This is a genomic window from Rhodovastum atsumiense, assembly GCF_937425535.1.
GTDB lineage: Bacteria > Pseudomonadota > Alphaproteobacteria > Acetobacterales > Acetobacteraceae > Rhodovastum > Rhodovastum atsumiense.
Genome location: NZ_OW485601.1, coordinates 5,514,273 through 5,540,392, shown reverse-complemented (window position 1 = coordinate 5,540,392; position 26,120 = coordinate 5,514,273). Strand labels below are relative to the sequence as shown.

The following is a 26,120-nucleotide window of genomic DNA, read 5'->3' as shown; positions in this document are numbered from 1 at the left end:
CGGGATGGCATTCGCAAGGTCGTGAAAACATCCACGCTAAATTTGCATATCAGATAGATATTTAAGGAATGAGTTCATTCCACCGCTCCGGCATCGACGTGCCACCGGGCCACAAGGATAACGCCTGTATCGACAGCCATTTCGACGCTATGGAGATCCGCGTGCCCGCGGAGCCCGCTGGTCGATACGGGCAAGGGCAAGGACGGAATGCGCTGAGCGACAGCGCCGGGAGACGACGACAGATGAGCCTGACACGCCGCGCCGTGCTGTGCGGCAGCGCCGCCGCGCTGGCGACCCCTGCCATCCTGCGGGCGCAGCCGGTGCCGATCCGGATCGGTGAGATCAACTCCTACACCGCCATCCCCAGCTTCACCCTGCCCTACCGCAATGGCTGGCAGCTCGCCGTGGCCCAGGTGAATGCGGCGGGTGGCGTGCTGGGCCGCCCGCTCGAGGTGATCAGCCGCGACGACGCCGGTCGCCCGCAGGACGCGGTGCGCATCGCCGGCGAATTGCTGAACGAGCAGAAGGTGGACCTGCTGGCGGGCGGGTACCTTTCCAATGTCGGCCTCGCCTTGTCCGACGTCGCCGCGCAGAACCGCGTCCTGTACGTCGCGGGCGAGCCGCTGACCGACGCGCTGGTCTGGGAACGTGGCCATCGCTACTGCTTCCGGCTGCGGCCCTCGACCTACATGCAGGCGGCGATGCTGGTCGAGGAAGCGGCGAAGCTGCCGGCGCGGCGCTGGGTGGCGGTGGCGCCGAACTACGAATACGGCACCTCCACGGTGAAGTGGTTCCGCCAGTTGCTGCAGGCGAAGCGCCCGGACGTGAGCTTCGTCGCCGAGCAATATCCGGCGCTCGGGCGGATCGATGCCGGCGCCACCGTGGCGGCGCTGGAAGCGGCCCGGCCGGAGGCGATCCTGAACGTCACCTTCGGACCGGACCTGACCAATTTCGTCCGCCAGGGTAACACGCGCGGCCTGTTCGAGAGCCGCAGCGTGGTCTCGGTGCTGACCGGCGAGCCGGAATATCTCGATCCGCTCGGCGAGGAAACGCCGGAGGGCTGGATCGTGACCGGCTATCCGGTGGACTCGGTGGCCGACCCGGCCAACCGGGCGTTCATTGCCGCCTACCAGGCGAAATTCAACGTGCCGCCGAAGATGGGGTCGGTGGTCGGCCACGCCCTGATCGGCGCGATCGTCGCCGGTATCGTCCGGGCGGGCGGCACTGGCACCGAACAGCTCTGCGACGCCCTGCCCGGTACCGGATTCGATACCCCGTTCGGGCGCGCGAGCTGGCGGGCGATCGATCACCAGTCCACGCTCGGCACCTATGTCGGCCGGACCGCCGTGAAGGCCGGGCGTGGCACGATGGTGGACTGGCGCTATGTGGACGGCGCCGCCGCCCTGCCCGCCGACGAGGTGGTGCGCAAGCTGCGGCCGGCCTGAGGACAAGCCGGCGCGACTGCCTTGGACTTCGTTCTGATCCAGTTCCTGACCGGGCTCGCCGGGGCGTCTTCGCTGTTCCTGGTGGCGGCGGGGCTGACCGTGATCTTCGGCGTGACGCGCGTGGTGAATTTCGCCCACGGCAGCCTGTTCATGCTCGGGGCCTATATCGGCTTCAGCATCCTCACCCGGCTGCCGCGCGAGCCGGGCTGGCACGTCGCGGGAGTGCTGCTGGCGGCGCTCGCCGTCGCCGCCATCGGCGTGCTGCTGGAAACCGGCTTGCTGCGCCGGCTGTATCGGGCGCCGGAACTGCTGCAACTGCTCGCCACCTTCGGGGTGGTGCTGGTGGTGCAGGAACTGGTGCTGCTGGCCTGGGGACCGAACGACCTCTCGCTTTCCCGGCCCCGCTGGCTGCGCGGCTTCGTCACCATCGCCGGGGCGCGCTTCCCGCTTTATGACCTGATCCTGATCGGCATTGGCCCGCTGGTGCTGCTGGGATTGTGGCTGCTGCTCGGGCGCACGCGCTGGGGCGTGCGGGTACGCGCGGCTACCGAAGACCGCGAGATGGTGGCGGCGCTGGGCGTCGACCAGCGGCTGCTGTTCACCACCGTGTTCGCGCTCGGTGCCGGGCTGGCCGGGCTCGGCGGCGCGCTCGCCTTGCCGGACGGGTCGGCGAACCTGCACATGGATCTCTCCGTCATCACCGACGCCTTCGTCGTGGTAGTGGTTGGCGGCATGGGCAGCCTGCCGGGCGCCTTCCTGGCCAGCCTGCTGATCGCCGAGCTGCAGGCCTTCGGCATCGTGCTGCTGCCGAAAGCCACGCTGGTGCTGGTGTTCGTGGTGATGGCAGTGGTGCTGGCGGTGCGCCCGCATGGGCTGCTCGGCCGGGCGCAGGCGGCGGCGCGCGGCGAGACGCAGGCGCTGGCACTGATCCGGCCGGCCGGCCGCGCGCTGCGCTGGCTCGGGCTGGCGGTGCTGGTGGCCGGCATGGCGGCACCGTTCCTGGTCGGCCCCTTCGCACTGTCGGTGCTGACCGAGGCAATGATCGCCGTTCTGTTCGCGGCGTCCCTGCACGTCATCATGGGGCCGGGTGGCATGGCGAGCTTCGGCCATGCCGCCTGGTTCGGTATCGGCGCCTATGCCGCCGCGCTGGCGGCGACGCAGCTTGCGTGGCCGATGGCGGCGGGGCTGGCGCTGGCACCGGTGGCGGCGGGCGTGGCGGCACTGGCCTTCGCCGCCTTCGTGGTGCGGCTATCGGGCGTCTACCTGGCCATGCTGACCCTGGCCTTCGCGCAGATCGTGTGGGCGGCTTCGTTCCAGAGCGAGGCGACCGGCGGCGATAACGGCATCCTGGGAGTCTGGCCCGCGCCCTGGGCCGCCGACCCGGCGGTGTTCTGGTGGCTGACCCTGGCTTTGTGCGCCGGCGGAGCCGTGCTGCTGCGCCGGGTGCTGTTCTCGCCCTTCGGCTACGCGCTGCGCGCCTGTCGCGATTCGGCCGCACGGGCCGAGGCAACGGGGCTGTGGCCGGCACCGCTGCGCATGGCCGCCTTCGCCCTGGCCGGTGCCGCGGCGGGGCTGGCGGGGGCGCTGGCGGCCTATTCGAAAGGCAGCGTGTTCCCGACCATGATCTCGATCGAGCGTTCGGTGGACGCGCTGGTCATGGTGCTGCTTGGCGGGGTGCAGACCATGGCCGGGCCGGTGCTGGGGGCCCTGGCCTATACCGGGCTGTACGACACGCTGCTGCTGGCGACCGATCGCTGGCGCCTGGTGCTGGGGCTGGCAATCATCGCCCTGGTGCTGGCCTTCCCGCAGGGCATCGCCGGCGCGGCACAACGGCTCGGGGAACGGGACCGGGCATGACGGTGCTGGCGGTGCAAGGGGTGCGTAAGAGCTTCGGCGGCGTGCGCGCGGTGGACGACGTGTCCTTCGCGCTGGCGGCGGGCGAGATGCTGGCGCTGATCGGGCCGAACGGTGCCGGCAAATCGACATGCTTCAACATGGTCGGCGGACAGGTGCGGCCGGATGCCGGCCGCGTGCGGCTGGCGGGGCGCGACATCACCGGGCTGCCGCCCCGGCGCATCGCGCGGCTGGGCGTGGGGCGCAGCTTCCAGATCGCCGCGACCTTCGCCTCGATGACGGTGCGCGAGAACGTGCAGGTGGCGTTGCAGGCGCATCGCGGCGCCACCTGGCGGTTCTGGCGGCCCGCTGACAGCCTGTTCGTGGCCGAGGCCGAGACACTGCTGGCCGAGGTGGGCATGGCAGAGCAGGCCGGGCGTGCCGCCGGCGTGCTCGCCTATGGCGACGTCAAGCGGCTGGAACTGGCGGTGGCGCTGGCCGGCGCGCCGCGGTTGCTGCTAATGGACGAGCCAACCGCCGGCATGGCGCCGGCCGAGCGTGCGGCGCTGATGGCGCTGGTGCGGCGGCTGGCGACGGAACGCGCCTTGGCCGTGCTGTTCACTGAACACGACATGGACGTGGTGTTCGGCGTCGCCGACCGCATCCTGGTGCTCGATCGCGGCCGGTTGATCGCCGCGGGCGATGCCGCCACGATCCGTGCCGATGCCGCGGTACGCGCGGTGTATCTGGGCGCGGACGCGCTGGCAGGTGACCCGTGATGCTGGAGGTCGCCGGGCTGCACAGTTTCTATGGCCGCGCGCACATCCTGCACGGAATCGGCTTCGAGGTCGGCGCCGGCGAGGTGGTGGTGCTGCTCGGGCGCAATGGCGCGGGCAAGAGCACCACGCTGAAATCGGTGATGGGGCTGGTGCGACCGGCGAGCGGGCGGATCAGCTTCGAGGGACAGGCGATCGCGGGGCTGGAGCCGCATCGCATCGCCCGGCTCGGCCTGGGCTACGTGCCGGAGGAGCGGCGCATCTTTTCCGACCTGACGGTGGCGGAGAACCTGGCCGTCGGACGCCAGGAGCCACGCGCGGGCGTGCCAGCCTGGACCGAGGAGCGGCTGTTTGCGCTGTTCCCCAATCTCGCGGCGGCGCGCCGGCGCCGGGCCGGGCGGATGAGCGGGGGCGAGCAGCAGATGCTGGCGATCGCGCGCACGCTGATGGGCAATCCGCGACTGATCCTGCTGGACGAGCCGTCCGAGGGGCTGGCGCCGGTGGTGGTCGGGCAGATGGCGGCCACGGTGCAGGCGCTGAAGGCGGCGGGCGTGGCGGTGGTGCTGGCGGAGCAGAACCTGCATTTCGCCGCCCGCGTCTCCGACCGGGCGGTGGTGATCGAGAAGGGCAGCGTGATCTGGACCGGCCTGATGCAGGAGCTGCGCGACGATGCGAGGCTGCGGGCGGCGCATCTGCATCTCTGACGCCGGGCCGGCAACAGGGGGCCTGGGCTGGCACAGTCGGATGCATTGAGGCTACAACAAGCGCCCGGACCCCGGTCCGCAACCATCAACGGTTGGATGCCATGAGACCGATCTTCGTGATGATCAAATGCGAGATGGGACGCGCCTACGAGGTCGCCCGGGTCGCCGCCGACACGATCGAGCAGTTGTCGGAGTTGCATTCGACATCGGGCCAGTACGACCTGCTCGGCAAGTTCTATCTCCAGCCGGACGAGGATACGGGCCTGTTCGTGACCGAGAAGGTCCAGACCATTCCTGGTGTGCGCGACACCTACACCCTGATCACCTTTAACGCTTTCCTCGACGGCGGCCGCAGCTAAGCCGGGGCGCCGCGATGCGGCCGGGCCGAGGTTGAACGGAAGCCATACGTCGCCTCATCTGCCCGGCCCTCCACCGCCACCGCCCCCCGGCCCGCCGGCACCCCCCGGCCCACCGCCACCGGGCCCGTCATTCCCCGGGCCGCCGCCTCCCGGGCCACCAACCCCGCCCGGCCCGCCTCCCGGGCCACCAGCCCCGCCCGGCCCATCACTACCCGGGCCTGCATTGCCTGGCCCACCGCCACCGGGCGCTGCCCCGCCTGGCGCAGCACCTGGGCCATTCCCCATGCCTCCGTGGCCGGCGGATCCATGCTGCCCCGGCCCACCCGGAGCCGCGCCGGGCGAACCAGCATCGGACTGCCCTCCACCCATCTCCTGCACGCCGGTCGCGACCAGGCCACGATCGGCCTCCAGCGTCAGGGCGATGACGAGCGGTCCACCGGTCGGGACCAGGGTGAAGGACGGCGCCATGACAACGCTCAGCCCAGGGACAAGCCACAGCCGGCCGCCTTCGCTGCGCGGATAGGCCTCGACCAGGAAACGGTCGATGGCCGGCGGAAAATCCAGAAGCGGATCCGGCCCCGCCGAACGCACCTGCAGCACGCCACGTACATAGCGGCCGGTCACCCGGATCCGCTGCCCGGCCGGCGGCAGCACGGCACCCCGCACCGCCAAGGCACCAAGACGCCATCCCCGCCCGTCCGCTTCCAGCAGGCCGGACACCGACACCTCTCCCGGCCGCCGCTGGTCGACGCGCGAGGCCCGGATCACCCCCTCGGCATCGCGCAGCCCGCTCACCGCGACCCACTCGCCACGGCGCGGCGCGCTGTCCGCTCCCTCCAACCGCACCGTCTGTCCCGCGACCACGATACGGTCACCCTCTGCGGCAACCTCCTCCACCGGACCGGAAACCTCATGGCGAACGGCCAGCGTGCGGGCCTGCAGACGGTCCTGCTGCCATTGGGCAGCCACGGCGACCACCTGGCCGGGGCGCAGGGCGTCCAACCCGGCGGGCAGCCCGTCGACGTGCACGCTCGCCACGGCGTTAGTCCCAATCTGTCGTCCGGCGATGGCCAGGGTGCCATCCTTGCCGACGACACCAACGATCCCGGTGCCGCCAATGCCCCGGTCAGCAACATCGATCCCGGTACCGCCAATGCCCCGGTCGGCGTCAAGCGGCGGAGCAGGCGGCAAGCCGCACCCACCCGGCAGCGTCGCGGCGAATAGTGCCAGCGACAGCCAGCGCCGCCTCACGTCCGCGTCTCCGGCGACTCATCCTCGACATACAGGTAGACGCCCAGGTTGACCCGCTGCGTGGCCCCACCCGGCGTGGCCGTGGCATCGGCCCGGTCGGCAATCTCGATGGCGGCCCGGTTCACCGCCAGCAGCATCGCCTGCGCGGACTCGCGGCCAAGCGCTTCCAGCCGCGCCGCCGCTTCCACCGGCAGCCGGTCGTAATGGACACTGCGATCGAGGAAACGCGCCACCCCGGAACCAGTGACATTGGCACTGGCCGCGGCAATGTGGTCATGCAGGTTGCGGGCAAAATAGAACATCTGCTCGTCGCGACCAGGCGAAGGCACGAAGGCGCGGATATCCAACACCACGCGGTCCTGCGCATCGACGCTGACCAGCCCCTGCTCCATCCAGGCGTCCAGCACCGCCCGCGGCCGCAGGTCACGCGTGCACGAGGCAACAAGTTCCTCGAAGGATGGCGAACCGGCCGAGGCAAGCCGCGGCAAGGCGCGCGGGGTGCCATCCGGGTCGCGCCAGGGTTCCGCCCCCAGCCAACGGGCGATGATCTGGCTGCTCAGCGTCACGTCTTCCGGCACGTCCAGCGACGCCGCGCCGGCCTCCCGCCAACGGCGGATCTCCTTGCGGTGCACGCCACTGAGCAGGCTGATGCGGCTGTCGGTGCGGTCGCGGGGATCGCGCAACAGGTCGCGTGCCACCACATCCACATAAAGGCCGCGCAACAATTCCGCGAACACCGGATAGGTGACGCCGTTGCGGGCGAGCAGGCGTACGAGCGGGCGAAGCAGGCGAAGCACCGCCTTCAGCAACACGTCGCGCGAGGCCGTTCGATCCGAAACCATCTCAATCCCTTCGGAGACTGCCGCCATACCGCGCGGGAATCAATGGCTCCGCCGCGGCATGTTGACGTGGGATAATTTCCCACGTTATGCCTCCTGGCAAGATGACCAAGGAATCCCCGATGCAGTCTCCCCCTTCGCCTGCCGCAAGGGCTGCGGTTGGCCCCTGCGTCAGCGTTATCCTGCCCGCCCGCAATGCCGTCGACACCATCGATCGTGCCGTCGGGTCCGTCCTGCGGCAGAGCCTCACGGACCTGGAGGTGATCGCGTGGGATGACGGCTCCGACGATGCCACGGGGGGGCTGCTGCGCGAGATCGCGCGGGGAGAACGGCGGCTGCGCGTCTTCGGCGGTCGCGAGCCCGTCGGCATCCCGGCCGCATGCAATCGGGCGCTCTCGCTTGCCCGCGGGCGCTGGGTCACCGTGCTGGATGCAGAGGACTGGCTTGGGGGGGACCGGCTGGAGCGCATGATCCAAATTGGTAATGAACAGCAGGCGGATATTGTCCTCGACAACCAGTTCCTTTGCGATGCCGTCACCGGTCAGCCGATGGGAACCGTGCTGCGGCCGGCCGACCAGGTCCGGGCCCTGCCACTGCGGACCTTCCTGCGCAAATCCATGCCCAGAAGCTCGGGATTCGACTATGGCCTGCTCAAGCCAGTGATCCGCCGCAACTTCCTGCAGGCGAACAACATCTGGTGCAACGCCACGTGCCAGGACGGGTACGGCTTCGTCCTGTTGCTGGATTGCTTCATGGCGGGGGCGCGGGTGCTGCTGAGCAACAGGCCAGGCTATTACCGCATGCAACCGCCCCCCGGCATGCCGGCGCGGCATCCCCGATACGACTACGCCGCCATGAAACTCTGGAACGACCAGATGGTCGCGCAATACATGGACATCCTCTCCGAGGAGGAACGTGACCTGCTGGTTCAGCGCGGTGCGTCGCTCGATCGCTGCGCCCGCCTCTTCCAGATGCCCCCCACGCGACAGGATGCCACCCGGACCGACCCAGCGTCGCTGCCCCCTTCTCGCTGGCCCTCGGCACTGCGGGCACTGATGCGGCGGATGGGGAACTGCTGATACGCCCCACCAGCCCCGCGCACCTGATCCCGTTCCGGGATCAGTCGAAGCCCAGGAACCCCGGCATCTCCGCGATCGGCGGTGCCGCCTGCAGCCGGGCGATGTCCGGCACCGGCCGCGCCGTGCGCGGATCGCCGGCCAGCAGCGCCTCCAGCTCGGCCGCCACCGACAGGACGAAGGCATCGCCCCCGCGCGGTCCCACGATCTGCAGGCCGAACGGCAGGCCGTTGCGATCGAGCCCCACCGGCAGGCTGACCGCCGGATGCCCGACCAGCGTCACCGCATAGGCCAGCGCCAGCCAGTGGAAATAGCTGCGGGTTTGGATCCCGTCGATCTCGACCGGATAAAGTTCCTGCCAGGGGCGCGGGCTGATGGTGATGGTGGGGGTGATGATCACGTCGAAGCCGAGGAAGAAACCCTGCCAACGCCGGTACATGGCGGCCTGCAGCGTCTGCGCGCGCGCCACGTCCTCGGCGGTGAGGCGCAGGGCGCTCTCCACATTGCCGCGCACGTTCGGCCCGACATCCTGCGGCCGCGTCCGCACATGCTCGAGGTAGCCAGCCAGGAAATCGACGCCACGCAGGATCTCGAAGGCCTCGTCGGCGCCACGGCAATCCGGCGAGGCGTCCTCGGCGCGGATGAAGACATGGCGGAACAACCCCACCTTCTCGGCGAACAGTTCCATGATCTCGCGCGAGGTGGGGGCGAAGCCGAAATCCGGCGTCAGGGCCACGCGCAGGCGGGAAAGATCGACACGCTGCGGCGGGAAGAACGCCTCCGGGTCACGCCCCGACCGCCCGAGGAGAGTACTGGCGAGCGGATCATAGCCATCGCCGGCCACCATCGCTGAAAGCAGCAGGCACACATCCGGCACGGTGCGCGCCATCGGGCCGATCACCGGCAGCGGCGACCAGCCGGAGGAGCGCTTCTCGTTCGCCACCAGGCCGGGGCTCGGGCGAAAGCCGACGATGCCGCAGAAGGCCGCCGGGTTGCGCAGCGAGCCGCCGGTATCCGATCCGGTGGCGAGCGGCACCATCCCGGTGGCCAGCGCCACCGCCGAGCCGCCCGAGGAGCCGGCCGCCGAACGCTCCGGATCGAAGGGGTTGCCGGTGGCGCCAAACACGGCATTGCGCGTGTTGGCGCCGGCGCCGAATTCGGGCGTGTTGGTCTTGCCGAGCACGATGCCACCGGCCCGCCGCAGCGCGTGCACGATGAGCTGGTCCTCGCTGGGCACATGGTCGCGGAAGATCGGGCTGCCCCAGGTGGTGCGCAGATCGGCGGTCGCCTGCAGGTCCTTCACCCCGAACGGCAACCCGTGCAGGGCGGGCAGCAACTGCCCGTTCATCACCGCGGATTCGGCATCGTGCGCGCTCGCGCGGGCACGGGCGAAGTCGCGCGTGACCATGGCATTGACGGCAGGGTCGACCGCTTCGATGCGGGCGATGCAGCTCTCCACCAGCTCGACCGGCGAGAGCAACTTGCGGCCAATCAGGGATCGTGCTTCTTGCGCAGTGAGATCACAGGGTTCCATGGCTCATGCCGCGGCACTGGGCCGCGCCTTCATGCGGGCGTGGGACACGACGATGTCGGGCGGCAGGATCCCCCGCGGTTTCGCCCCCGTGTCCGCGGCCGCCGCGCGGCGACCCGACACATGGCGATGCGGCGCAGATCCCGATCGGAAATCGGATCTCTTTCTTGCCCTCCCTTTTGCGCTCTCAGGTTCAGTAGCCCAGGGCGCAGCCATCCTTGCGCGGATCCGAGGCCCCGACCAGACAGCCGCGGCTGCGGTCGATCCAGATCGCCTGGCCGCCGCCATGCGGCCGGTCGATCGGGGCGACGACATGGCCGAGACGGGCCAGCCCCTCGCACAACGCGGCCGGCACGCCACGCTCGACCTCGACTTTTCCCCCGAAGGGAAACACCCGCGGCAGGTCGATCGCCTCCTGCAGGTCGAGGCCGTAGTCGAAGTAATTGGCCAGGAAGCTGGTCTGGCCGAAGGGCTGGTAATGCCCGCCCATGACGCCATAGGAGAGCACCGCCTCGCCATTGCGGGTCACCATGCCCGGAATGATCGTGTGCAAGGGCCGCTTGAGCGGGGCGATGCAGTTGGGATGGCCGCGATCAAGCCGGAAGCCGAGGCCGCGATTGTGCAGCATCACCCCGGACCGCTCGGCCAGGATGCCCGAGCCGAAATGCTCGAACAGCGAGTTGATGAAGCTGCACGCATTGCCGTCGCGATCGACCACCGAGAGGTAGACGGTGTCGCGATGCGGCGGCAGCAGGGTTTCGCCGGGCGCGGGCAGGTCCGCCACGGTGGCATCGTCGCGGATCAGCCGGCGCAACCCGGCCAGGTAGTCCGGGCCGGTCAGCTTCGCCACCGGCACCTCGACCTGCAGCGGATCGGCAAGGAAGGCGTCGCGATCGCGATAGACCAGGCGCGACGCTTCGATCTGGCGGTGCCAGCGGGTGATCCCGAGCGGCCCGTCCGGCGCCGGGCCAAGCCCGCCCAGGATGCCCAGCATCATCAGCACCAGCAGCCCCGACCCGTTCGGCGGGCATTGCCAGACCTCGTACTCGTGCCAGCCGATGCGGATGGGGGCGACGAAATGCGCGGCAGTGCGGCCGGTGGCGAAATCCTCTTCGGTATGCACGCCGCCGCGGCGGCGCAGACTGTCCACCATGTCGGCCGCCACCTCGCCCTCGTAGAAGGCGCGGGCGCCGTGACGGGCGATGGCACGCAGGGTCGCGGCCAGGTGCGGCTGGACGAAGCGGTCGCCGTAGCGCGGGGCGTTGCCGCCGGGCAGGAACGATGTCGCCCCGGTCGCGCGCAGCTTGCCCGCGGCACTCTCCCAGTCATACCCGACACGGGAAGAAACGAAGAACCCCTCCTCGGCACAGGCGATGGCCGGGCGCAGCACCTCGTCCAGGCTCTTGCTGCCATGTGCGGCAAGCAGCGTCTCCCAGGCCGAGATGGCGCCGGGCACCGTCACCGCATGCGGCGAGGTGGCCTCGAGCGCGCTGATGCCATGCGCCTCGAAGTAATCCATCGACGCACCGGCGGGGGCACGGCCGGAGCCGTTCAGCGCCACCACGCGACGCTCGCCGGCCGGGGCATAGAGGCAGAAACAATCGCCGCCGATGCCGGTCGATTGGGGCTCCACAACGCACAGCACCGCCACCGCGGCGATCGCCGCGTCCATGGCGTTGCCACCGGCACGCAGCACGTCCAGGGCAGCGAGCGTCGCCTGCGGCATCGAGGTCGCCGCCATGCCGTGGGCGGAAAGCACCGGGCTGCGGCCCGGCAACTGGAAGTCACGCACGCAGCCGTCTCCTTACTTCGTCCCCCTGTCCCGGCCGCGCGCGGGCGCCCGGAGTCGGTGTCACGACGCTGGCACGGGGCTTTCCCATTGGCAACCGCGCAGACCGACGCGATCATGAGGACAAGCCGACAGGGGGCAAAGGTGGCGACGATCGAGGATTTCGACAGGCTGGAGATCCGGGTTGGCAAGGTGGTCGACGCCCAACCATTCCCGGAAGCGCGCAAACCTTCGATCAGGCTATGGATCGAGTTCGGCCCGCCGCTCGGCGTGAAGCGTTCCTCGGCGCAACTGACCGCCCACTACAAGCCGGACACGCTGATCGGTCGGCAGGTGCTGGCGGTGGTGAACTTCCCGCCCCGCCGCATCGGCCCCTTCGAAAGCGAGGTGCTGACGCTCGGAGTTCCCGACGAGGACGGCGCAGTCGTGCTAGTGAGGCCCGACTTCAAAGTGCCTCTCGGAGGACGTTTGTTCTGATGCCGGCCCATTACTACACGGTGACGTGGGATCAGTTGCACCGCGACGCGCGCGCGCTCGCGTGGCGGTTGATCGATCTCGGCCCTTTCAACGGGATCGTTGCAATCACGCGCGGCGGCCTGATCCCCGCGGCCATCATCGCGCGCGAACTGGAAGCGCGGCTGGTGGAAACCGTCTCGGTTGTCACCTATGGCCGCGGCGCCGCAGGCGAGACCGAAATCGGCGCGCCACAGGTGCTGAAGCCGCCGGTGGCGGCGGGAGACGGGGAAGGCTTCCTGCTGATCGACGACCTGGTCGATACCGGCACCACCGCCCGCGTGGTGCGCTCGCTGCTGCCCAAGGCACATTTCGCCACGGTCTATGCCAAGCCGGCGGGCAAGCAACTGGTTGACACCTTCATCACCGAGGTCAGCCAGAACACCTGGATCCTGTTCCCCTGGGACACCGAGCCGCAATTCGCGGTGCCGTTGGCCAAGCGGGAGAAGCAGGCGAGCTAAGAAAAGGCCAGGGCGCTGCCCTGGACCCGGCAGGGGCCACACGGCCCCTGCACCCCAGTCTCGCTGCGCGGCAAGGAATGGGATCCAAGGGCGAAGCCCTTGGTGGAGGTCCAGGAGGCGAAGCCTCCTGGTCGGGTGCGGGGTGAAACCCCGCCAGCTACACCCCCGCCCGCAAGGCCTGATATTCCCGCCGCACCACGCTCAGCAGTTCCTCCACCGAGGTTTCCTGCGCGCCCCGCTCGTAGGTGACAGTGCCGCGCTGCACCAACATGATCCGGTCGGCGATCTCGAGCGTCTGCGCGTCGTTGTACATGATCATCACGATCGCCGGCTCGCCTTTGGCGCGCAGGCGCCGGATCAGGTCGAGGATCAGCGCGGATTCGCGCCCCCCATATTTCCCGGTTCAGGAACAGGTTATGGGCGACGCTCAGCCCATCGACCAAGGCAAGGTTCTGGTAGACGCATTCGATGCCGAGGGCACGGGCATGATCCACCGAGCGTAGCGCGACTTCCTCGCCGTAGACGAACAGGCGACCGCTGCCGGGCGGCTGGTAGCCGGTGAGGATCTTGACCAGTGTCGACTTGCCGGCGCCGTTGTCGCCGAGGATGCCAAGGATCTCGCCGGCGGCGACGTGCAGCGACACGCCGGCCAGCGGACCGAAGCGTTTGGTGACGTTCTCCGCGCTCAATGCGGCAGGCCGGGATGGCACGTTCATCCTGCTTCCTTCCCGTGCATGACGTGATTGACGAACACCAGCCGCCAGCGCGGATGCTCGGGCAGCGCCGCCCGGGCCGGACGCGCCCCCGGCAGCGCCAGGGCCGAGACAAGCGCAGCCCCTGTCATCACCCCCCGGCGTCCGGGGCCGGCATCGTTCGCCTGCGTGACTCGCCCTCACGAGATATATCGTTTTCTCTGTGGTATCGGTTTCCTGGACGTTTCCAGCGGTAGGCCCCGAAGCCGCGCCTTGTCGAATCGCGGATGGGTGATGCGCCGTGGGTTGAACAGCCTGACGGACAGGCACGCGCCAGCCCGAGCGAGATTATTCCAAATTCGGTCTGAATTCTCGTATCTATACTGATGCTGGCCAAAATTTGGCAGCAACGCCATTTCAATGAAAAATATAAGTCACACTAAAATAAGCATATAATTCGATCAAGAAAAGTATTTTCTCTATACAGAGAAATTTTCAAGCGTATTTTTTGATGATTTCATAACTTTGATATTTATCAATTATAGAAATAACTTTAATTTGATAAAACCAGCAGTTGATGCATATACCTTGATCACGGAAATTTTATCACAGAACTCAAGAGCACACACATGCCGACATCGACCACCACGGGAAACATTGCCCCTTCCACCGAGAATGTGGCCGGACTTCGGCAGGTATTATTTGACGGATTCGACGGCGGCTCGCTTGACCGTTCCAATTGGGGCACCGTCTACGAGGGTGGTAACCTTTACCACAACGGCGCCTTCCGCTGGGCGCCCGGCGAACTCGCGGTCGGCAACGGCAAGCTGACCATCGGCCTCGACAAGGGGCATGACGGCATCTGGAACACCTCCGGCGTCTCGACGGCGCCATGGGCCGGGGCGCCAGGCGGCACCGGCTGCAGCATCACTTATGGCCGGGTCGAGATCCGCGCCAAGGTCAGCCAGGAACTCGACGGCACCGGTCCGGTCTTCCTGCTCTGGCCGACCCCTCCCCATACCTGGCCGCCCGAGATCGACATCCTGGAGACGCCTCGCGGCGACGGGATGTCCACGGTCCACTGGGCAGGCGCCAGCGGCGAGGACCAGTATCGCCCTCATCAGTTCGACATCGACTACAGCCAGTGGCACACCTACACCACCGACTGGACGCCCGGGAAAATCAGCTTCTACGTCGACGGCTCGCTGATCCACACGGTGACGCAGCACGTTCCATCCATCCCGATGAGCGTCGCCGTGCAGGGCAATGTCGGTGCCGCGTCCGAGCAATGGTATGGCGGCTCGCCGAACCATAGCGGCGTCAACCATGTCGACATCCAGGTCGACTATGTCAGCATGGCACAATGGACCGGCGGCACGCTGGCGCCCCCCACCGCGTCCGCATCCGCGCCCCCGTCATCCCCCGCCGGGGCCGCCGCGGTGACGCTCGGCGATGGCCCCGACCGGCTGGTCCTGAAGATTTCGGAAGACGCCTCGCAGGGCGATGCCCGATACGTGGTGAAAGTAGACGGCCACCAGATCGGCGGCACGCTGACGGCAAAGGCCCATCACGCGACGGGGCAATCCGACACGGTCACGCTGCGCGGAAACTGGGCCGGGGGCAGCCACCGGGTAGAAATGACGTTCCTCAACGACGCCTGGAACGGCACGGGATCGGACCGCAACCTCTATCTCGACACGGCCAGCTACAACGGCCATGCGATCGCGACGGCCGACCTCGATTTCCGCCAGTCGGGCACACAAAGTTTCAGCTTCACCGATACGGCGCCGGCCGCGGCCGCCGCAACCGGCGGCATCCAGACCGGTACCTCCGGCGCGGACCTGTTCCACTTCACCGACACCGCCGGGGATCGCGTCATCGACGACTTCGAATCGGGCCAGGACAGGCTCGTGTTCCAGGGCGTGGATCCTTCGACGGTCCGGATCACCGCCGACCATGACGATGCCAGCCATGCCTGGGGACAGCGTGTGTCCTTCGGCACCCATGGCGAGAGCGTGCTGCTGCGCTGGAACTGGGGCGTCAGCACCGCGGACATGACCTTCAACTGAGACCGGATCGGGAAAAGATCTGTTGCAGCCTCAGGCTTTCTTTTCCCAGCCGCGCGCGGTCTGCTGCCAATAGGCCAGCGCGTGGCCACCGTCCCGGGCCGCCACCCAGCGCCGCCGCGCCGCCTGCACCGCCGTCTCGTCGGCACCGTCGAACAGGTCGAACACGCGGTCGAACAGATCCAGCCGCGCGCTTTCGGCACCGTCCAGCAGGAACAGGAACCGCGCGCCATTGGCCGCGCCGTCCGCGCCGGCGTCGAGATGCGTGATCCAGATCGGCTGCAATCCGGCATGGCCCGAGGCGGGCGTGCCGTGCGGCAACCAGTCCGGGTCCGGGCAGAGCCACAAGGCCGTGTCCAGTGCCGCCACCCGTTCCTCGCTGCCGCACAGCACCATGGCCCGCTGCCCCGCCGCCAGGGTGCGACCGAGCAATTGCGGCAAGGCCTGGTCGGCCCCGGTCCGGGTGAGATGGTAGAAGCCGATTTCCGCCATGCTCAGTCCACATCCTCGAAGCGCATCGCCACCAGTCGGTCGAGCAGCCGCACGCCGAACCCGGTCGGCCCGGCCGGCAGCAACTCGCAGGGTTCCTCTCGCCGGGCCACCCCGGCGATGTCCAGATGTGCCCAGCGCGTCCCGCCCGCGAACTCGCGCAGGAAGGCGGCGGCATGGCAGGCATCCGGCAGCAACCGGCCCGCGGCGCATTGGCGCAGATCGGCGATGTCGGAGTCGAGAGCGGCGCGATGGTCCGTGTCGATCGGCAGCTTCCACACCGGCTCGCCGACCGCCACCCCCGCCGCCGCCACCCAGGCCCCAAGCACGGGATCGTTGTCGAACAGCCCGGCCATGTGGTGACCGAGCGTGGTGACGACACTGCCGGTCAGCGTGGCGAGGTCGATCATCGCCCGCGGCCGGCAGGTCTGCCGCGTCCAGGACAGTGCATCCGCCAGCGCAAGCCGGCCCTCGGCATCGGTGTCCACCACCTCGATGGTGCGGCCAGCATGGCTGCGCAGCACATCGCCCGGCCGGTAACTGGCCGCACCGATGGCGTTCTCGGCCAGCGCCAGCACCGCGACCGCCGGCGCCGGCGAACGCCGCAGCGCCAGGGCCAGGATCGCCCCGGCACAGGCGGCCGCCCCGGCCATGTCGCCGCTCATGCGCTCCATGCCCCTGGCCGGCTTGTGCGAGAGCCCGCCGGTGTCGAAGGTGATGCCCTTGCCGACAAAGGCGATCGGCGGGGCCTTGAGCCGGCCTTTCCAGCGCAGCACCGCGAGCCGCGGCGGCGTCGCCGCCCCGGCGCCGACCGCCAGCAGCGCCCCGAACCCCTGCGCCCGCAACGCACGCGGTCCCAGCACCGAAATCGTGATGCCATGCGCGGCCAGCGGCGCCAGCCGCTCGACGAAACCGGCAGGAGTCAGCGTGCAGCCCGGCTCGGCGACCAGGTCGCGGGCGAAACAGACGCCGCGCAGCACCGCCTCCGCCCGGGCCCAGGCGGGCGCGACCGATGCCGCTTCCGCCGTGACCAACTCGAAGGCCGCGAGCCGTGGCGCATCCTCGGCCGGACGGGTGCGCAGGTGCTGGTAGCGCCAACTGCGCAGCCAGGCGCCGGCAGCCAGCGCCGTCGCCTCGGCGGCGGAAAGACCGCGCGCATCGAGCGCAATCGCCGGAAAGGCGGCGAGGCGGCAGGCCGCCCGCGCGCCGGCGTCCAGCAAGGCCCGCTCGCCGCCGGTGCCGGTGCCGACCAGCAACAGGTGCTCGCCGGCAGCGAATACCTCGCACAGTTCGCCAGCACGGCCGGCGAACCGCCCCCCCCTGGCCGCGCGCCGGGCCGGGCGCGGCAGCGGTGTGCCCTCGCCCACCGGCACCGCCCGGGGCATGGCGCCGGGCTGCGCGATGAGGCGAAGCTCTGGCATGGGAAGTTGGTGCGCCTCCGTCTCAGGTTTCGAAATGGTCGGCGACCAGCCGGTCGAGCAGGCGCACGCCGAACCCGGTCGCGCCCTTCGGCGTCACCGGTTGGTCCTTGGTGGCCCAGGCGGTGCCGGCGATATCGATATGCGCCCAGGACTTGCCGTTGACGAAGCGCTGCAGGAATTGCGCGGCGGAAATCGCGCCGGCCGGGCGGCCTCCGATATTCTTCATGTCGGCGATGTCAGACTTGATCAGCTTGTCATAGGCATCGGCCAGCGGCATGCGCCAGACCTTCTCGCCGGTCGCCTCGCCGGCGGCGTGCAGGCGCTGGGCCAGTTCCTCGTCGTTGCTGAAGAAACCGGCATGCTCGTGCCCGAGCGCCACCACCATCGCGCCGGTCAGCGTCGCCAGGTCGATCATGAAGGCGGGATCCAGTTTCTCCTGGCAATACCAGAGCACATCCGCAAGCACGAGCCGGCCTTCGGCATCGGTGTTGATCACCTCGACGGTCTGGCCAGAGGCGGTCTTCACCACATCACCCGGACGCTGTGCGGTGCCGCTCGGCATGTTCTCGACCAGGCCGACCAGGCCGACCACGTCGACCCGCGCCTTGCGCCCGGCCAGCGCCGCCATCAGCCCGATCACGGCGCCGGCACCGGCCATGTCGTATTTCATGTCCTCCATGCCCTGCGCCGGCTTGATGCTGATGCCGCCGGTGTCGAAGGTGACGCCCTTGCCGATGAAGGCCAGCGGTTTGGCGGAACGGGCACGCCGGCCCTTGCCGCTGGTGGAGGCGCCCTGCCAGTGCAGAACCACCATGCGCGGTTCGTTGGCACTGCCCTGGGCGACGCCGAGCAGCGCGCCGAAGCCAAGCCGCGCCATTTCCTTGGGACCGAACACCTCCACCTTGAGGCCGAGCGATTCCAGCTTGCGGCAACGTTCCGCCATTTCCGCGGGCGTCAGCACGTTGGCCGGCTCGCTGACCAGGTCGCGGCAGAGATGCACGCCCTCCGCCACCGCCCGCGCCGAGGCCCAGGCCTCACGCACGCGACCGGCATCGGCGACCAGCAGGGTCAGCTTGGCCAGGTTCGGCTTGTCCTCGGGCTTTTCCTTGGTACGGTAACGATCGAAGCGATAGGCGCGCAGCACGGCGCCATACGCGACCGCGGCCGCCAGATCCGCCGTGAGCTCGGCGGCGGCGACGGCGACGGCGGGCTCGCGGGCCAGCGCGGCCACGATGGCGCCGCCGACTTCCTCCGCGACGACGGGGGTCACCTCGGCGAGCTTGCCCAGCCCGACCACGACGACGCGCGAGAACCCGGCGCCGGGCCCGAGGATCGTGCAGGTCTGCGCCTTCCGGCCGGTGAACTCGGCCGCTTCCAGGGCCCGCGTGAGCGCGCCGCCGGTCGCCTGGTCGGCTGCGGTGAACAGGGCATCGCGCGAGCCGCCCTCCTCGGCAAGCAGCACGAGGGCTCCGGACTTCGGCAGGACGGATTTGGCGAACGCGACGTCAAGCATGCGGCAAACTCCCGGGGGCGATAAACGCCGCAACTGTAGCAGCCATGTCATGCTTCGCCAGAGCGGTGGCCTTGCGCCAGGGGGGTGCACCTCTATGGTGGACGCATGGATGACGCAGCCCTGCTCGCCCTGGCCTTCGATCTTGCCGCCGAGGCCGGCGAGACCATTCTGGCGGTCCGCCGGCGCGGCTTCACGGCGCGCCAGAAGGCGGACCGCTCGCCGGTCACCGAAGCCGACGAAGCCGCCGAGGCGATCATCGCCGCCGGCCTGCGCGCGGCAACGCCCGACCTGCCCGTGGTGGCCGAGGAAGCGATCGCCGCGGGGGATGTACCGGCGACGGCCGACAGTTTCTGGTGCGTCGACCCGCTGGACGGCACGCGGGAATTCACCGCAGGCGGCGACGATTTCGCGGTCTGCATCGGACTCGTGCGCGCCGGGCGGGCGGTGCTGGGCGTGGTGGGCGCGCCGGCGAAGGGCCTGCTGTACGGCGGCATCGTCGGATGGGGCGCGGTCCGGCGCGCGGGCGGCGTGGAGTCGCCGATCGCGGCGCGGCACCCGCCCCCTGAAGGGCTGACCGTCCTGGCCAGCCGCCGGCATGGCGATGTCGCCCGGCTCGAGTCGTTCCTGGCCGGCCGGCCGGTCGCCGCCAGGGTGCATATCGGCTCGGCGCTGAAGTTCTGCCTGCTGGCCGAAGGGGCCGCGGATCTCTATCCGCGCTTCGGCACCACCATGGAATGGGACACCTGCGCGGCGCAGGCGGTGCTGGAAGCGGCCGGCGGCAGCGTCCATGACGGCGAGACCGGGGCGGCGCTACGCTACGGCAAGCCGGGCTTCGTCAACCCGCATTTCTACGCCACGGGCCGGACATGACTGAAATACTGCGCCCCGATGCGGCCGGGATCGCCCATGCCGCGGAATTGCTGCGCGCCGGCGAACTGGTCGCCTTCGGCACCGAAACCGTTTACGGCCTGGGCGCCGACGCCACCCAGGCCCGGGCGGTGGCATGCATCTTCGAGGCGAAGGGACGGCCGCACTTCAATCCGCTGATCTGCCACTATCCCGATGCCGAGTCCGCCTTCGCCCATGTGGAAGCCAACCCGGCCGCCCGCAGGTTGGCCGAGGCGTTCTGGCCGGGGCCGCTGACGCTGGTGCTGCCGCGGCGGGTCACCTGCCCGGTCGCCCTGCTCGCCGGCGCGGGGCTGGAGACGCTCGCGGTACGCGTACCCGCCCAGGCGGATACGCTGGCGCTGCTGCGCGTGGTGGGCCGGCCGGTCGCGGCCCCCTCGGCCAACCGTTCGGGACAGGTCAGCCCGACCACGGCGGCGCATGTGCTGGAGGGACTCGGCGGGCGAATCGCCGCCGTGCTGGACAGCGGCCCCTGCCCGGTGGGGGTGGAGTCGTCGGTGCTGGACCTGACCGGACCGCGCCCCTTCCTGCTGCGGCCCGGCGGCGCGACCTGCGAGGCGATCGAGGCCGTGGTCGGCCCGGTGGGACGGGGCATCACCCCGGCGGCGGCGCAGGCGGCGCGGACGCTGCGGTCACCGGGGCTGATGGTGTCGCATTACGCGCCGACCCTGCCGGTGCGGCTCGCGGCACAGGACGTTGCCGCCGACGAAGCGCTGCTGGCGTTCGGTCCGCCCCTGCCGGGGGCTGGCGCGGTGTTTCAGCTCAGTGCCGCCGGCAACCTGACGGAAGCCGCCGCCAACCTGTTCACCGGGCTGCGGGCGCTGGACGCCGAAGGCCAGATCCAGGGGCTGCGCGGCATCGCGGTGATGGCGGTGCCGGAGAGCGGCCTGGGACTGGCGATCAACGACCGGCTGCAACGCGCCAGCGCGCCACGCTCCTGACGCCGTGCCGGCCTCGCGGCCGGCGCCGTCAACCGCTCGCGGCGTCGGCCGCCACGATCTTCCCCTTGCGATATCCTTCTTCATCGTAGGTGTAGGTGAAGGCACCGCGGCGGACGCTCACCGTCGTGCTCGTATGCCCCACCAGCCTGCCTTTCGGCCCGACATCGAAAGCGGCGGTCTGCCGGCCTTTCTCATCGTAGACATAGACAAGGGAATCTTGCTGGATGACGTTCCCGATAGACATCATTGCCTCCCGGGCTGGGTGATTAAGAATAACGTCAAAATAATTACGACGCCGAGATCTTTGTCACGCAATTCGCAGGACACAGGCAGAACCACCCCGCCGGTCGTGACATGCTCCCGGCGTGACTGCTCCGCCTTCTTCGGAAATGAAGGCGAACTGGTTCCTGTCTTACTCCAAAGACCGGCCCAGGGGAACAGCGGGAACATTCCCGTCCCGCCTCATCCCCGGGGCCCGCCTCGGGCCGGCCGGTTCAATGGGACATGAACACGGGAAGCGTCATCTCCGCGAGCAGGCTCCGGCTGACGCCGCCGAACAGCATCTCGCGGGCGCGGGAACGGCCGTACATGCCGCAGACCAGCAGATCGGCGCCGATGTCGGCCGCATAGGACAGCAGCACATCGCCTTCGGAAATGTCGTCCGCCACGGTGTGCACGGCCTCGGCGGCGATGCCGTGGCGCGCGAGATGGGTGGCCAGATCGGCGGCGGGCAGGTTCCCCTCGCCGCTGACGCCCAGGTCGCGCCGGGGATTGATCGACAGCACCGTGACCTTCCGCGCCCCCGCCAGCAGCGGCAGCGCCGCGGCCACCGCGCGGGCCGCCTCGGCACTGGCGTTCCAGCCGACCAGCACGCTCTGGCCGGTCACCGGGAAACTGCCGACGAACGGCACGATCAGCAGCGGCCGTCCCGATGCCATCAGCGTGGCGACCGGCAGGTCCGCCGGCGGATCGGTCTCGCCGCGCGGCGAGGGCTGGCCCACCACGATCAGATCCGCATAGCGCCCGTGCCGGGCGACGGTCTCCCCGCCGAAGCCATCCATCAGGCGCCACTCCCCGGACAGCCCCTCGCGCTGCAGCAGCGCGGCGAAGATCGCTTCCATCCGGCGCGCCTCCTCGGCGGCGGTGGCGCGCATGCGTCCGACGATGTCCTCGGCCCGTTGCAGGTCCAGGAAAGCCGAAGGGAAGCCATAGAACAGGTCGGGGGATGGCAGGTCGACCACATAGAGCCCGGTCAGGTGCGCCCCGTGCCGCGCCGCCAGGCGAGTGGCGATCTCCAGGCGCACGCCGCAGCGCGGCGACGCGTCCAGGTGAACCAGGATGTCCTTCAACGGCATGGCCTGTTCTCCCTCATCGTCGCCTGGGTCAGGCGACTGACCTGCGCGGGGGGCGCGGCATCACCATCAACGGCCGGAATACCGGGGCGAAAGGCCGCCCGCCTGCTTCCGCTGGCCGGCGAGAAGCATAGAGGCATCGTCAAAAACATTCCACATTCACAGTTGATCCTTGTTCATAACAAATAATCACATATATTTTCCGCCGCATTTTGCGACTATCGTAAGCAACCAATTCCGATGTACCGCGTCGTTCGTCCAAATGATCATTCCAATGGCGCAGATGATGCGGGTTCTCGTTATATTGATAACTGTCTTTTTTGGATTCTACTCTTCCGCACACGCTGATGTGCCTGCGGAACGACTTTCTGTTATGGAACGCGGAATCAATTTTACCAATTGGTTCAGATTTCCTGTCAGTCGAGATGATCGCTTTCTGGCGAACTATATCAGTGATCAGGAACTGGATTCATTGCACCAGGTTGGCTTTACCTTTGTTCGTCTGGCAGTTCAGCCAGATGTGCTTGCCGGGCGCACCGGACTTTTGGTTGATACCATCAAGCGTATCCAGCGCCACGGCTTCGGCGTCATGGTCGGCTGGCACAAGCACGACTGGAAGCTGGAAAGCTCCCCGACTGATGCCAAGGCCCTGCTGGACCTGTGGCAACGGACCGCCCCCGCCCTGCGTGGGCTCGACCCGAAGCTGACCTTCCCCGAAATCGTGAACGAGCCGGTCTTTTCCGATCCGGCGCGCTGGGGCGCGTTGCAGCAGGAAGCGCTCGGGCGCATCCGCGCCGCCCTGCCGGACGCCACGGTGGTGCTGACCGGCCCGGACTGGAGCAGCATCAAAGGCCTCAAGTCACTCTCCCCCGTCGCCGACCGCAACGTCGTCTACACCATCCATATCTACGAGCCGCAGGTGCTGACCACGGTCGGCGCCTTCGAGCCTTCGCTCGACCATCGCGCCCTCGCGCGCCTGCCTTTCCCGACCTCCTCGCCCCAGGATTGCGCCCGCGCCCAGGCCGCGGCGGCCGACACCCGCACGCGCGAGGTCGCCAAGTGGTACTGCTCCGAACACTGGGACGCCGAGAAGGTACGCCAGGCCGTGCGTCGTGCCGGCGAGTGGGCGCGCCGCAATGAGGTGCACCTCGTTGCCGGGGAATTCGGCGCCAGCAACAGGCTGGACCGGGCAACCCGGCTGGCCTGGATCACCGCCATGCGCACGGCGATGGAACGCGAGGGCATCGGCTGGGCCCTGTGGGGCTACGATGACAGCCTGGGCTTCGCGCTGCGTCCCCATCCCGGCGCCCGGCTCGACCCCGACCTGCTTGCCGCGCTGGGTCTGCATGCCCAGCGTTGACGCCATGCGCACGGTCCGGCTGCTCGGCCTCGACTTCGCCGACCTGCCGACCGAAGCCGCCGCCCGGCACCTCGCCGCGCGCCCGCCGCAGGCCCCGTTCGGCTACGTGGTCACGCCGAACGCCGACCACCTGGTGCGCCTGGCCCGCCAGCCGGCGCTGGCCCCGCTTTACCACGGCGCCTTGCTGTGTCTGCTCGACAGCCGGGTGGTGGGGGGCGCGGCCCGGCTGCTCGGCCTGCCCTGCCCCGCGGTCGCCCCGGGCAGCGACCTGACGGCGCTGCTGCTGCAGCAACATCTCCATCCCGGAGAGCGGATCACCATCGTCGGACTGGCCCCCCACCACCTGCCCGCGCTGGTGGCCCGCTGCGGCCTCGCCCCGCCGGCGCATTTCGACCCGCCGATGGGCTTCGACCGCGATGCCGGCGCCTTCCGCGAAACCGTGCAATTCGTGCTCGACCACCCGGCGCGGCTGGTGCTGCTGGCGGTCGGCTCGCCGCGACAGGAGAAGCTGGCCGCCGCCATCCACGCTACCGGCCGGGCCCAGGGGCTTGGCCTGTGCGTCGGCGCCAGCCTGGAATTCCTCGCCGGCGCCGTCCCGCGCGCGCCCGGGTTCATGCAGCGCCACGGGCTGGAATGGCTGCACCGGCTGGCCAGCGATCCGCGCCGCCTGGCGGGGCGCTACCTGCGCGATAACCCCCCGGTGTTCGCGCTGCTGCTGCGCGAGCGGCTGCGGCTGCAATCGGAAAACGGCTGAGCAACCACCAGGGCCGGCAGGCACCGACTCAGGAGCGGCAATTGGCGCAGAGCCCCTCCGCCTCGATGGTCGCACCGGTCACCGTGAAACCGACCCGCCGCGCCGCCGCCGCCAGCGCCTCGGCGAGGCCGTGGTCCTCGATCTCGGTCACCCGGCCGCAGCCCCGGCAGATCAGGAACTGCACCGCCTCGTGATGCGCATGCGGCGCCTCGCATACGTCGATGCAGCCGACGAAGGCCGAAAGCCGTTCCAGCCGGTGCACCAGCCCCTGCTCCACCAGGAAATCCAGTGCCCGGTACACCGTGGGCGGGGCACCGCCGCCGCGCCGGGCGCGCAGTCGGTCGAGCAGCTCGTACGCCCCGGTCGGCGCCTCGGTCTCCAGAATCAGGCCGAGCACGTCGCGCCGCAGGTCGGTGAGCTTCGCGCCCCGCTCCTCGCACAGCCGGGCCGCGCGGTCGAGCAGGGCTGTCGTGCGGGCCGAGAACGCCCCGGGATTTCCTTCTTGCACCATCACGCGGCAGGATAGCAGGCATGACCAGCACCGACATCCCTTCCCTGTGGCAGTCGCTCCGCTTCGACGCGAACGGCCTCGTCACCGCCATTGCCCAGCAGCACGACACCGGCGAGGTGCTCATGCTGGCCTGGATGAACCGCGACGCCATCGCCGAGACCCTGGCGACCGGCCGGGTCTGCTATTTCAGCCGCAGCCGCGGCCAGCTCTGGCGCAAGGGCGAGAGCTCCGGGCAGGTGCAGCATCTGGTGGAACTGCGAATCGACTGCGACGGCGACGCGCTGCTGCTGCTGGTCGACCAGAAGGGCGTCGCCTGCCACACCGGCCGCCGCAGTTGCTTCTACCGCGCCACCCGCGACGGCGCGCTGCAGGAGATCATGGCCCCCGAGATCGACCCCGAGCGCCTCTACGGCACCGCCCATGTCTGAAACCGTCCCCGCCGGCGCCGGCCTGGTGCCGGTCACGGTGCTGACCGGCTTCCTCGGCGCCGGCAAGACCACGCTGCTGAACCACCTGCTGCACGATCCGGCCCTGGCCGGCACCGCGGTGCTGGTGAACGAGTTCGGCGAGATCGGCATCGACCACCTGCTGGTCGAGACGCTGGACGAGGACACCGTGCTGCTGAACGCGGGCTGCCTGTGCTGCATGGTGCGCGGCGACCTGGTGCGGGCGCTGCGCAACCTCGCCCCGCGCGTCGCCGCCGGTGCGGTCAGGCGGGTGGTGATCGAAACCACCGGCCTCGCTGATCCCGCCCCGATCATCCAGACGCTGATGGGCGACGCCTCGGTCGCGGTCCGCTACCGGCTCGATGGTGTGGTGACAGTGGTGGACGCGGTGAACGCGCCGGCCCAGCTCGACGCGCAGGAAGAAGCGGTGCGACAGGTGGCGGTGGCCGACCGGCTGGTGCTGTCCAAGACCGACCTGCTGCCCGCCGGCGGGCTCGCCACCCTGACCGAGCGACTGCGCCGGCTCAATCCGGCGGCCCCGCTGCTGACGGCGGTGAAAGGGGCGCTCCATCCGTCGGAGATCCTCGATTGCGGGCTGTTCGATGCCGGCGGCAAGATCGGCGACGTGCGGCGCTGGCTCGATGCCGAGGCCTTCGCCGCGGCGCGGCACGGGCACGCACATCATCACCACCATGACCCGAACCGGCACGACGCCCGCATCGCCGCCTTCTGCCTGACCTGGGAAACGCCGCTGCACTGGCAGGGTATTGGCACCTATCTGGAGATGCTGATCGCCACCCGCGGGGAAAACCTGTTGCGGGTGAAGGGAATCCTCAACCTGGAAGGCCAGGCACGGCCGGTGGCGATCCACGGGGTGCAGCACCTGTTCCACGAGCCGGTGCTGTTGCCGGCCTGGGCGGAGGACGATGACCGGTCCTCGCGCCTGGTGTTCATCACCCGGGACCTCGACCGCGACACCATCGCCGCGGGGTTGCGTGCCTTCGAGGATGCCGCACGCGACACGACCGGCCCGGTCTGATCGATTCCGCACCTATCGGTAGGGTCGCTTTCGCCATAGCTCGCGAAATTGTT

The 26,120-nt window shown here is 69.4% G+C and carries 27 protein-coding genes and 1 pseudogene; 15 read left to right on the top strand and 13 right to left on the bottom strand.

Annotation, left to right across the window (positions count from 1 at the left end):
• Window positions 1-242 precede the first annotated feature (242 nt).
• The 5 genes from NBY65_RS24950 (at window position 243) to NBY65_RS24930 (ending at window position 5,117) form a co-directional block, all read left to right on the top strand.
• The gene (locus tag NBY65_RS24950; RefSeq protein ID WP_150042735.1) at window positions 243-1,445 is read left to right on the top strand and encodes an ABC transporter substrate-binding protein; all 1,203 of its coding nucleotides are present in this window, start codon (window positions 243-245) and stop codon (window positions 1,443-1,445) included.
• Window positions 1,446-1,466: 21 nt separating this feature from the next.
• Window positions 1,467-3,302 (top strand): ABC transporter permease, encoded by a 1,836-nt coding sequence (locus NBY65_RS24945; protein ID WP_150042736.1) that lies wholly within the window; start codon window positions 1,467-1,469, stop codon window positions 3,300-3,302.
• Window positions 3,299-4,057, top strand: a complete 759-nt coding sequence (locus tag NBY65_RS24940) for an ABC transporter ATP-binding protein (protein WP_150042737.1) — start codon at window positions 3,299-3,301, stop codon at window positions 4,055-4,057. The genes NBY65_RS24945 and NBY65_RS24940 overlap by 4 nt, the downstream gene beginning before the upstream one ends.
• On the top strand, window positions 4,057-4,758 hold the full coding sequence (locus tag NBY65_RS24935) for an ABC transporter ATP-binding protein (protein WP_150042738.1): 702 nt from the start codon (window positions 4,057-4,059) through the stop codon (window positions 4,756-4,758). The genes NBY65_RS24940 and NBY65_RS24935 overlap by 1 nt, the downstream gene beginning before the upstream one ends.
• Before the next feature lie 101 nt (window positions 4,759-4,859).
• Window positions 4,860-5,117 (top strand): Lrp/AsnC ligand binding domain-containing protein, encoded by a 258-nt coding sequence (locus tag NBY65_RS24930; RefSeq protein ID WP_150042739.1) that lies wholly within the window; start codon window positions 4,860-4,862, stop codon window positions 5,115-5,117.
• 54 nt (window positions 5,118-5,171) lie between these two features.
• On the opposite strand, the gene NBY65_RS24925 is transcribed toward NBY65_RS24930, so the two are convergent.
• Both NBY65_RS24925 and NBY65_RS24920 read right to left on the bottom strand, forming a co-directional pair.
• Complete coding sequence (locus tag NBY65_RS24925) at window positions 5,172-6,368, bottom strand: DUF5666 domain-containing protein (RefSeq protein ID WP_150042740.1); 1,197 nt, start codon at window positions 6,366-6,368, stop codon at window positions 5,172-5,174.
• On the bottom strand, window positions 6,365-7,210 hold the full coding sequence (locus tag NBY65_RS24920; protein WP_150042741.1) for a DUF6502 family protein: 846 nt from the start codon (window positions 7,208-7,210) through the stop codon (window positions 6,365-6,367). Before NBY65_RS24920 ends, NBY65_RS24925 begins: the two co-directional genes overlap by 4 nt.
• A gap of 119 nt (window positions 7,211-7,329) precedes the next feature.
• Between NBY65_RS24920 and NBY65_RS24915 the strand changes: the two genes are divergently transcribed.
• Complete coding sequence (locus NBY65_RS24915; RefSeq protein WP_162530706.1) at window positions 7,330-8,286, top strand: glycosyltransferase family 2 protein; 957 nt, start codon at window positions 7,330-7,332, stop codon at window positions 8,284-8,286.
• A gap of 40 nt (window positions 8,287-8,326) precedes the next feature.
• On the opposite strand, the gene NBY65_RS24910 is transcribed toward NBY65_RS24915, so the two are convergent.
• Together NBY65_RS24910 and NBY65_RS24905 are read right to left on the bottom strand one after the other, a co-directional pair.
• Window positions 8,327-9,817 carry an amidase gene (locus tag NBY65_RS24910; protein ID WP_150042743.1) on the bottom strand — a complete coding sequence of 497 codons (1,491 nt, stop codon included), beginning with the start codon at window positions 9,815-9,817 and terminating at the stop codon, window positions 8,327-8,329.
• Window positions 9,818-10,007: 190 nt separating this feature from the next.
• Window positions 10,008-11,606, bottom strand: coding sequence for a gamma-glutamyltransferase family protein (locus NBY65_RS24905; protein ID WP_150042744.1), 1,599 nt, complete (start codon window positions 11,604-11,606; stop codon window positions 10,008-10,010).
• Window positions 11,607-11,747: 141 nt separating this feature from the next.
• Between NBY65_RS24905 and NBY65_RS24900 the strand changes: the two genes are divergently transcribed.
• Window positions 11,748-12,080: a tRNA-binding protein gene (locus tag NBY65_RS24900; RefSeq protein WP_239002920.1), complete on the top strand. Its 333-nt coding sequence runs from the start codon at window positions 11,748-11,750 to the stop codon at window positions 12,078-12,080.
• Window positions 12,080-12,577, top strand: coding sequence for a xanthine phosphoribosyltransferase (gpt, locus tag NBY65_RS24895; protein WP_150042746.1), 498 nt, complete (start codon window positions 12,080-12,082; stop codon window positions 12,575-12,577). The genes NBY65_RS24900 and gpt overlap by 1 nt, the downstream gene beginning before the upstream one ends.
• A 157-nt stretch (window positions 12,578-12,734) precedes the next feature.
• On the opposite strand, the gene NBY65_RS24890 is transcribed toward gpt, so the two are convergent.
• The 3 genes and pseudogenes from NBY65_RS24890 to NBY65_RS33925 form a co-directional block, all read right to left on the bottom strand.
• Window positions 12,735-12,896: a hypothetical protein gene (locus tag NBY65_RS24890; protein WP_239002783.1), complete on the bottom strand. Its 162-nt coding sequence runs from the start codon at window positions 12,894-12,896 to the stop codon at window positions 12,735-12,737.
• Between the two features lie 34 nt (window positions 12,897-12,930).
• A pseudogene (locus NBY65_RS34025) lies at window positions 12,931-13,293 on the bottom strand (ATP-binding cassette domain-containing protein); the annotation flags it as partial.
• The gene (locus NBY65_RS33925; RefSeq protein ID WP_275266298.1) at window positions 13,290-13,421 is read right to left on the bottom strand and encodes a hypothetical protein; all 132 of its coding nucleotides are present in this window, start codon (window positions 13,419-13,421) and stop codon (window positions 13,290-13,292) included. The pseudogene NBY65_RS34025 and the gene NBY65_RS33925, both read right to left, overlap by 4 nt.
• A gap of 477 nt (window positions 13,422-13,898) precedes the next feature.
• Here NBY65_RS33925 and NBY65_RS24885 point away from each other — a divergent pair, with 477 nt between their 5' ends.
• Window positions 13,899-15,338, top strand: a complete 1,440-nt coding sequence (locus NBY65_RS24885; RefSeq protein ID WP_150040827.1) for a family 16 glycosylhydrolase — start codon at window positions 13,899-13,901, stop codon at window positions 15,336-15,338.
• 30 nt (window positions 15,339-15,368) lie between these two features.
• Here NBY65_RS24885 and NBY65_RS24880 read toward each other — a convergent pair whose 3' ends face one another.
• The 3 genes from NBY65_RS24880 to NBY65_RS24870 are packed head-to-tail and all read right to left on the bottom strand — an operon-like array spanning window position 15,369 to window position 18,758.
• Entirely contained in the window at window positions 15,369-15,827 is a 459-nt protein-coding gene (locus NBY65_RS24880) for a DNA polymerase III subunit chi (protein ID WP_150040828.1), read from the bottom strand.
• 2 nt (window positions 15,828-15,829) lie between these two features.
• Window positions 15,830-17,245, bottom strand: coding sequence for a leucyl aminopeptidase family protein (locus NBY65_RS24875; RefSeq protein WP_150040829.1), 1,416 nt, complete (start codon window positions 17,243-17,245; stop codon window positions 15,830-15,832).
• A gap of 22 nt (window positions 17,246-17,267) precedes the next feature.
• Complete coding sequence (locus tag NBY65_RS24870) at window positions 17,268-18,758, bottom strand: leucyl aminopeptidase (RefSeq protein WP_150040830.1); 1,491 nt, start codon at window positions 18,756-18,758, stop codon at window positions 17,268-17,270.
• A 105-nt stretch (window positions 18,759-18,863) separates the two neighbouring features.
• Here NBY65_RS24870 and cysQ point away from each other — a divergent pair, with 105 nt between their 5' ends.
• On the top strand, window positions 18,864-19,628 hold the full coding sequence (gene cysQ / locus NBY65_RS24865; RefSeq protein WP_150040831.1) for a 3'(2'),5'-bisphosphate nucleotidase CysQ: 765 nt from the start codon (window positions 18,864-18,866) through the stop codon (window positions 19,626-19,628).
• Entirely contained in the window at window positions 19,625-20,605 is a 981-nt protein-coding gene (locus NBY65_RS24860; RefSeq protein ID WP_150040832.1) for an L-threonylcarbamoyladenylate synthase, read from the top strand. The genes cysQ and NBY65_RS24860 overlap by 4 nt, the downstream gene beginning before the upstream one ends.
• 28 nt (window positions 20,606-20,633) lie before the next feature.
• Here the strand turns inward: NBY65_RS24860 and NBY65_RS24855 are convergent, their stop codons facing one another.
• Both NBY65_RS24855 and NBY65_RS24850 read right to left on the bottom strand, forming a co-directional pair.
• Window positions 20,634-20,849, bottom strand: coding sequence for a hypothetical protein (locus tag NBY65_RS24855; protein ID WP_150040833.1), 216 nt, complete (start codon window positions 20,847-20,849; stop codon window positions 20,634-20,636).
• Window positions 20,850-21,099: 250 nt separating this feature from the next.
• A complete protein-coding gene (locus NBY65_RS24850; protein WP_150040834.1) occupies window positions 21,100-21,960 on the bottom strand; it encodes a universal stress protein in 861 nt (286 codons plus the stop codon).
• Between the two features lie 259 nt (window positions 21,961-22,219).
• Between NBY65_RS24850 and NBY65_RS24845 the strand changes: the two genes are divergently transcribed.
• Both NBY65_RS24845 and NBY65_RS24840 read left to right on the top strand, forming a co-directional pair.
• On the top strand, window positions 22,220-23,317 hold the full coding sequence (locus NBY65_RS24845) for a glycoside hydrolase family 5 protein (RefSeq protein ID WP_150040835.1): 1,098 nt from the start codon (window positions 22,220-22,222) through the stop codon (window positions 23,315-23,317).
• Window positions 23,304-24,071, top strand: coding sequence for a WecB/TagA/CpsF family glycosyltransferase (locus tag NBY65_RS24840; protein WP_150040836.1), 768 nt, complete (start codon window positions 23,304-23,306; stop codon window positions 24,069-24,071). Before NBY65_RS24845 ends, NBY65_RS24840 begins: the two co-directional genes overlap by 14 nt.
• A gap of 28 nt (window positions 24,072-24,099) precedes the next feature.
• Here NBY65_RS24840 and NBY65_RS24835 read toward each other — a convergent pair whose 3' ends face one another.
• On the bottom strand, window positions 24,100-24,582 hold the full coding sequence (locus NBY65_RS24835; protein ID WP_150040837.1) for a Fur family transcriptional regulator: 483 nt from the start codon (window positions 24,580-24,582) through the stop codon (window positions 24,100-24,102).
• 20 nt (window positions 24,583-24,602) lie between these two features.
• Here NBY65_RS24835 and hisI point away from each other — a divergent pair, with 20 nt between their 5' ends.
• Window positions 24,603-25,010 carry a phosphoribosyl-AMP cyclohydrolase gene (hisI, locus tag NBY65_RS24830; RefSeq protein ID WP_150040838.1) on the top strand — a complete coding sequence of 136 codons (408 nt, stop codon included), beginning with the start codon at window positions 24,603-24,605 and terminating at the stop codon, window positions 25,008-25,010.
• Window positions 25,003-26,067 carry a CobW family GTP-binding protein gene (locus NBY65_RS24825; protein WP_150040839.1) on the top strand — a complete coding sequence of 355 codons (1,065 nt, stop codon included), beginning with the start codon at window positions 25,003-25,005 and terminating at the stop codon, window positions 26,065-26,067. The genes hisI and NBY65_RS24825 overlap by 8 nt, the downstream gene beginning before the upstream one ends.
• The last annotated feature ends 53 nt before the right edge of the window (window positions 26,068-26,120 follow it).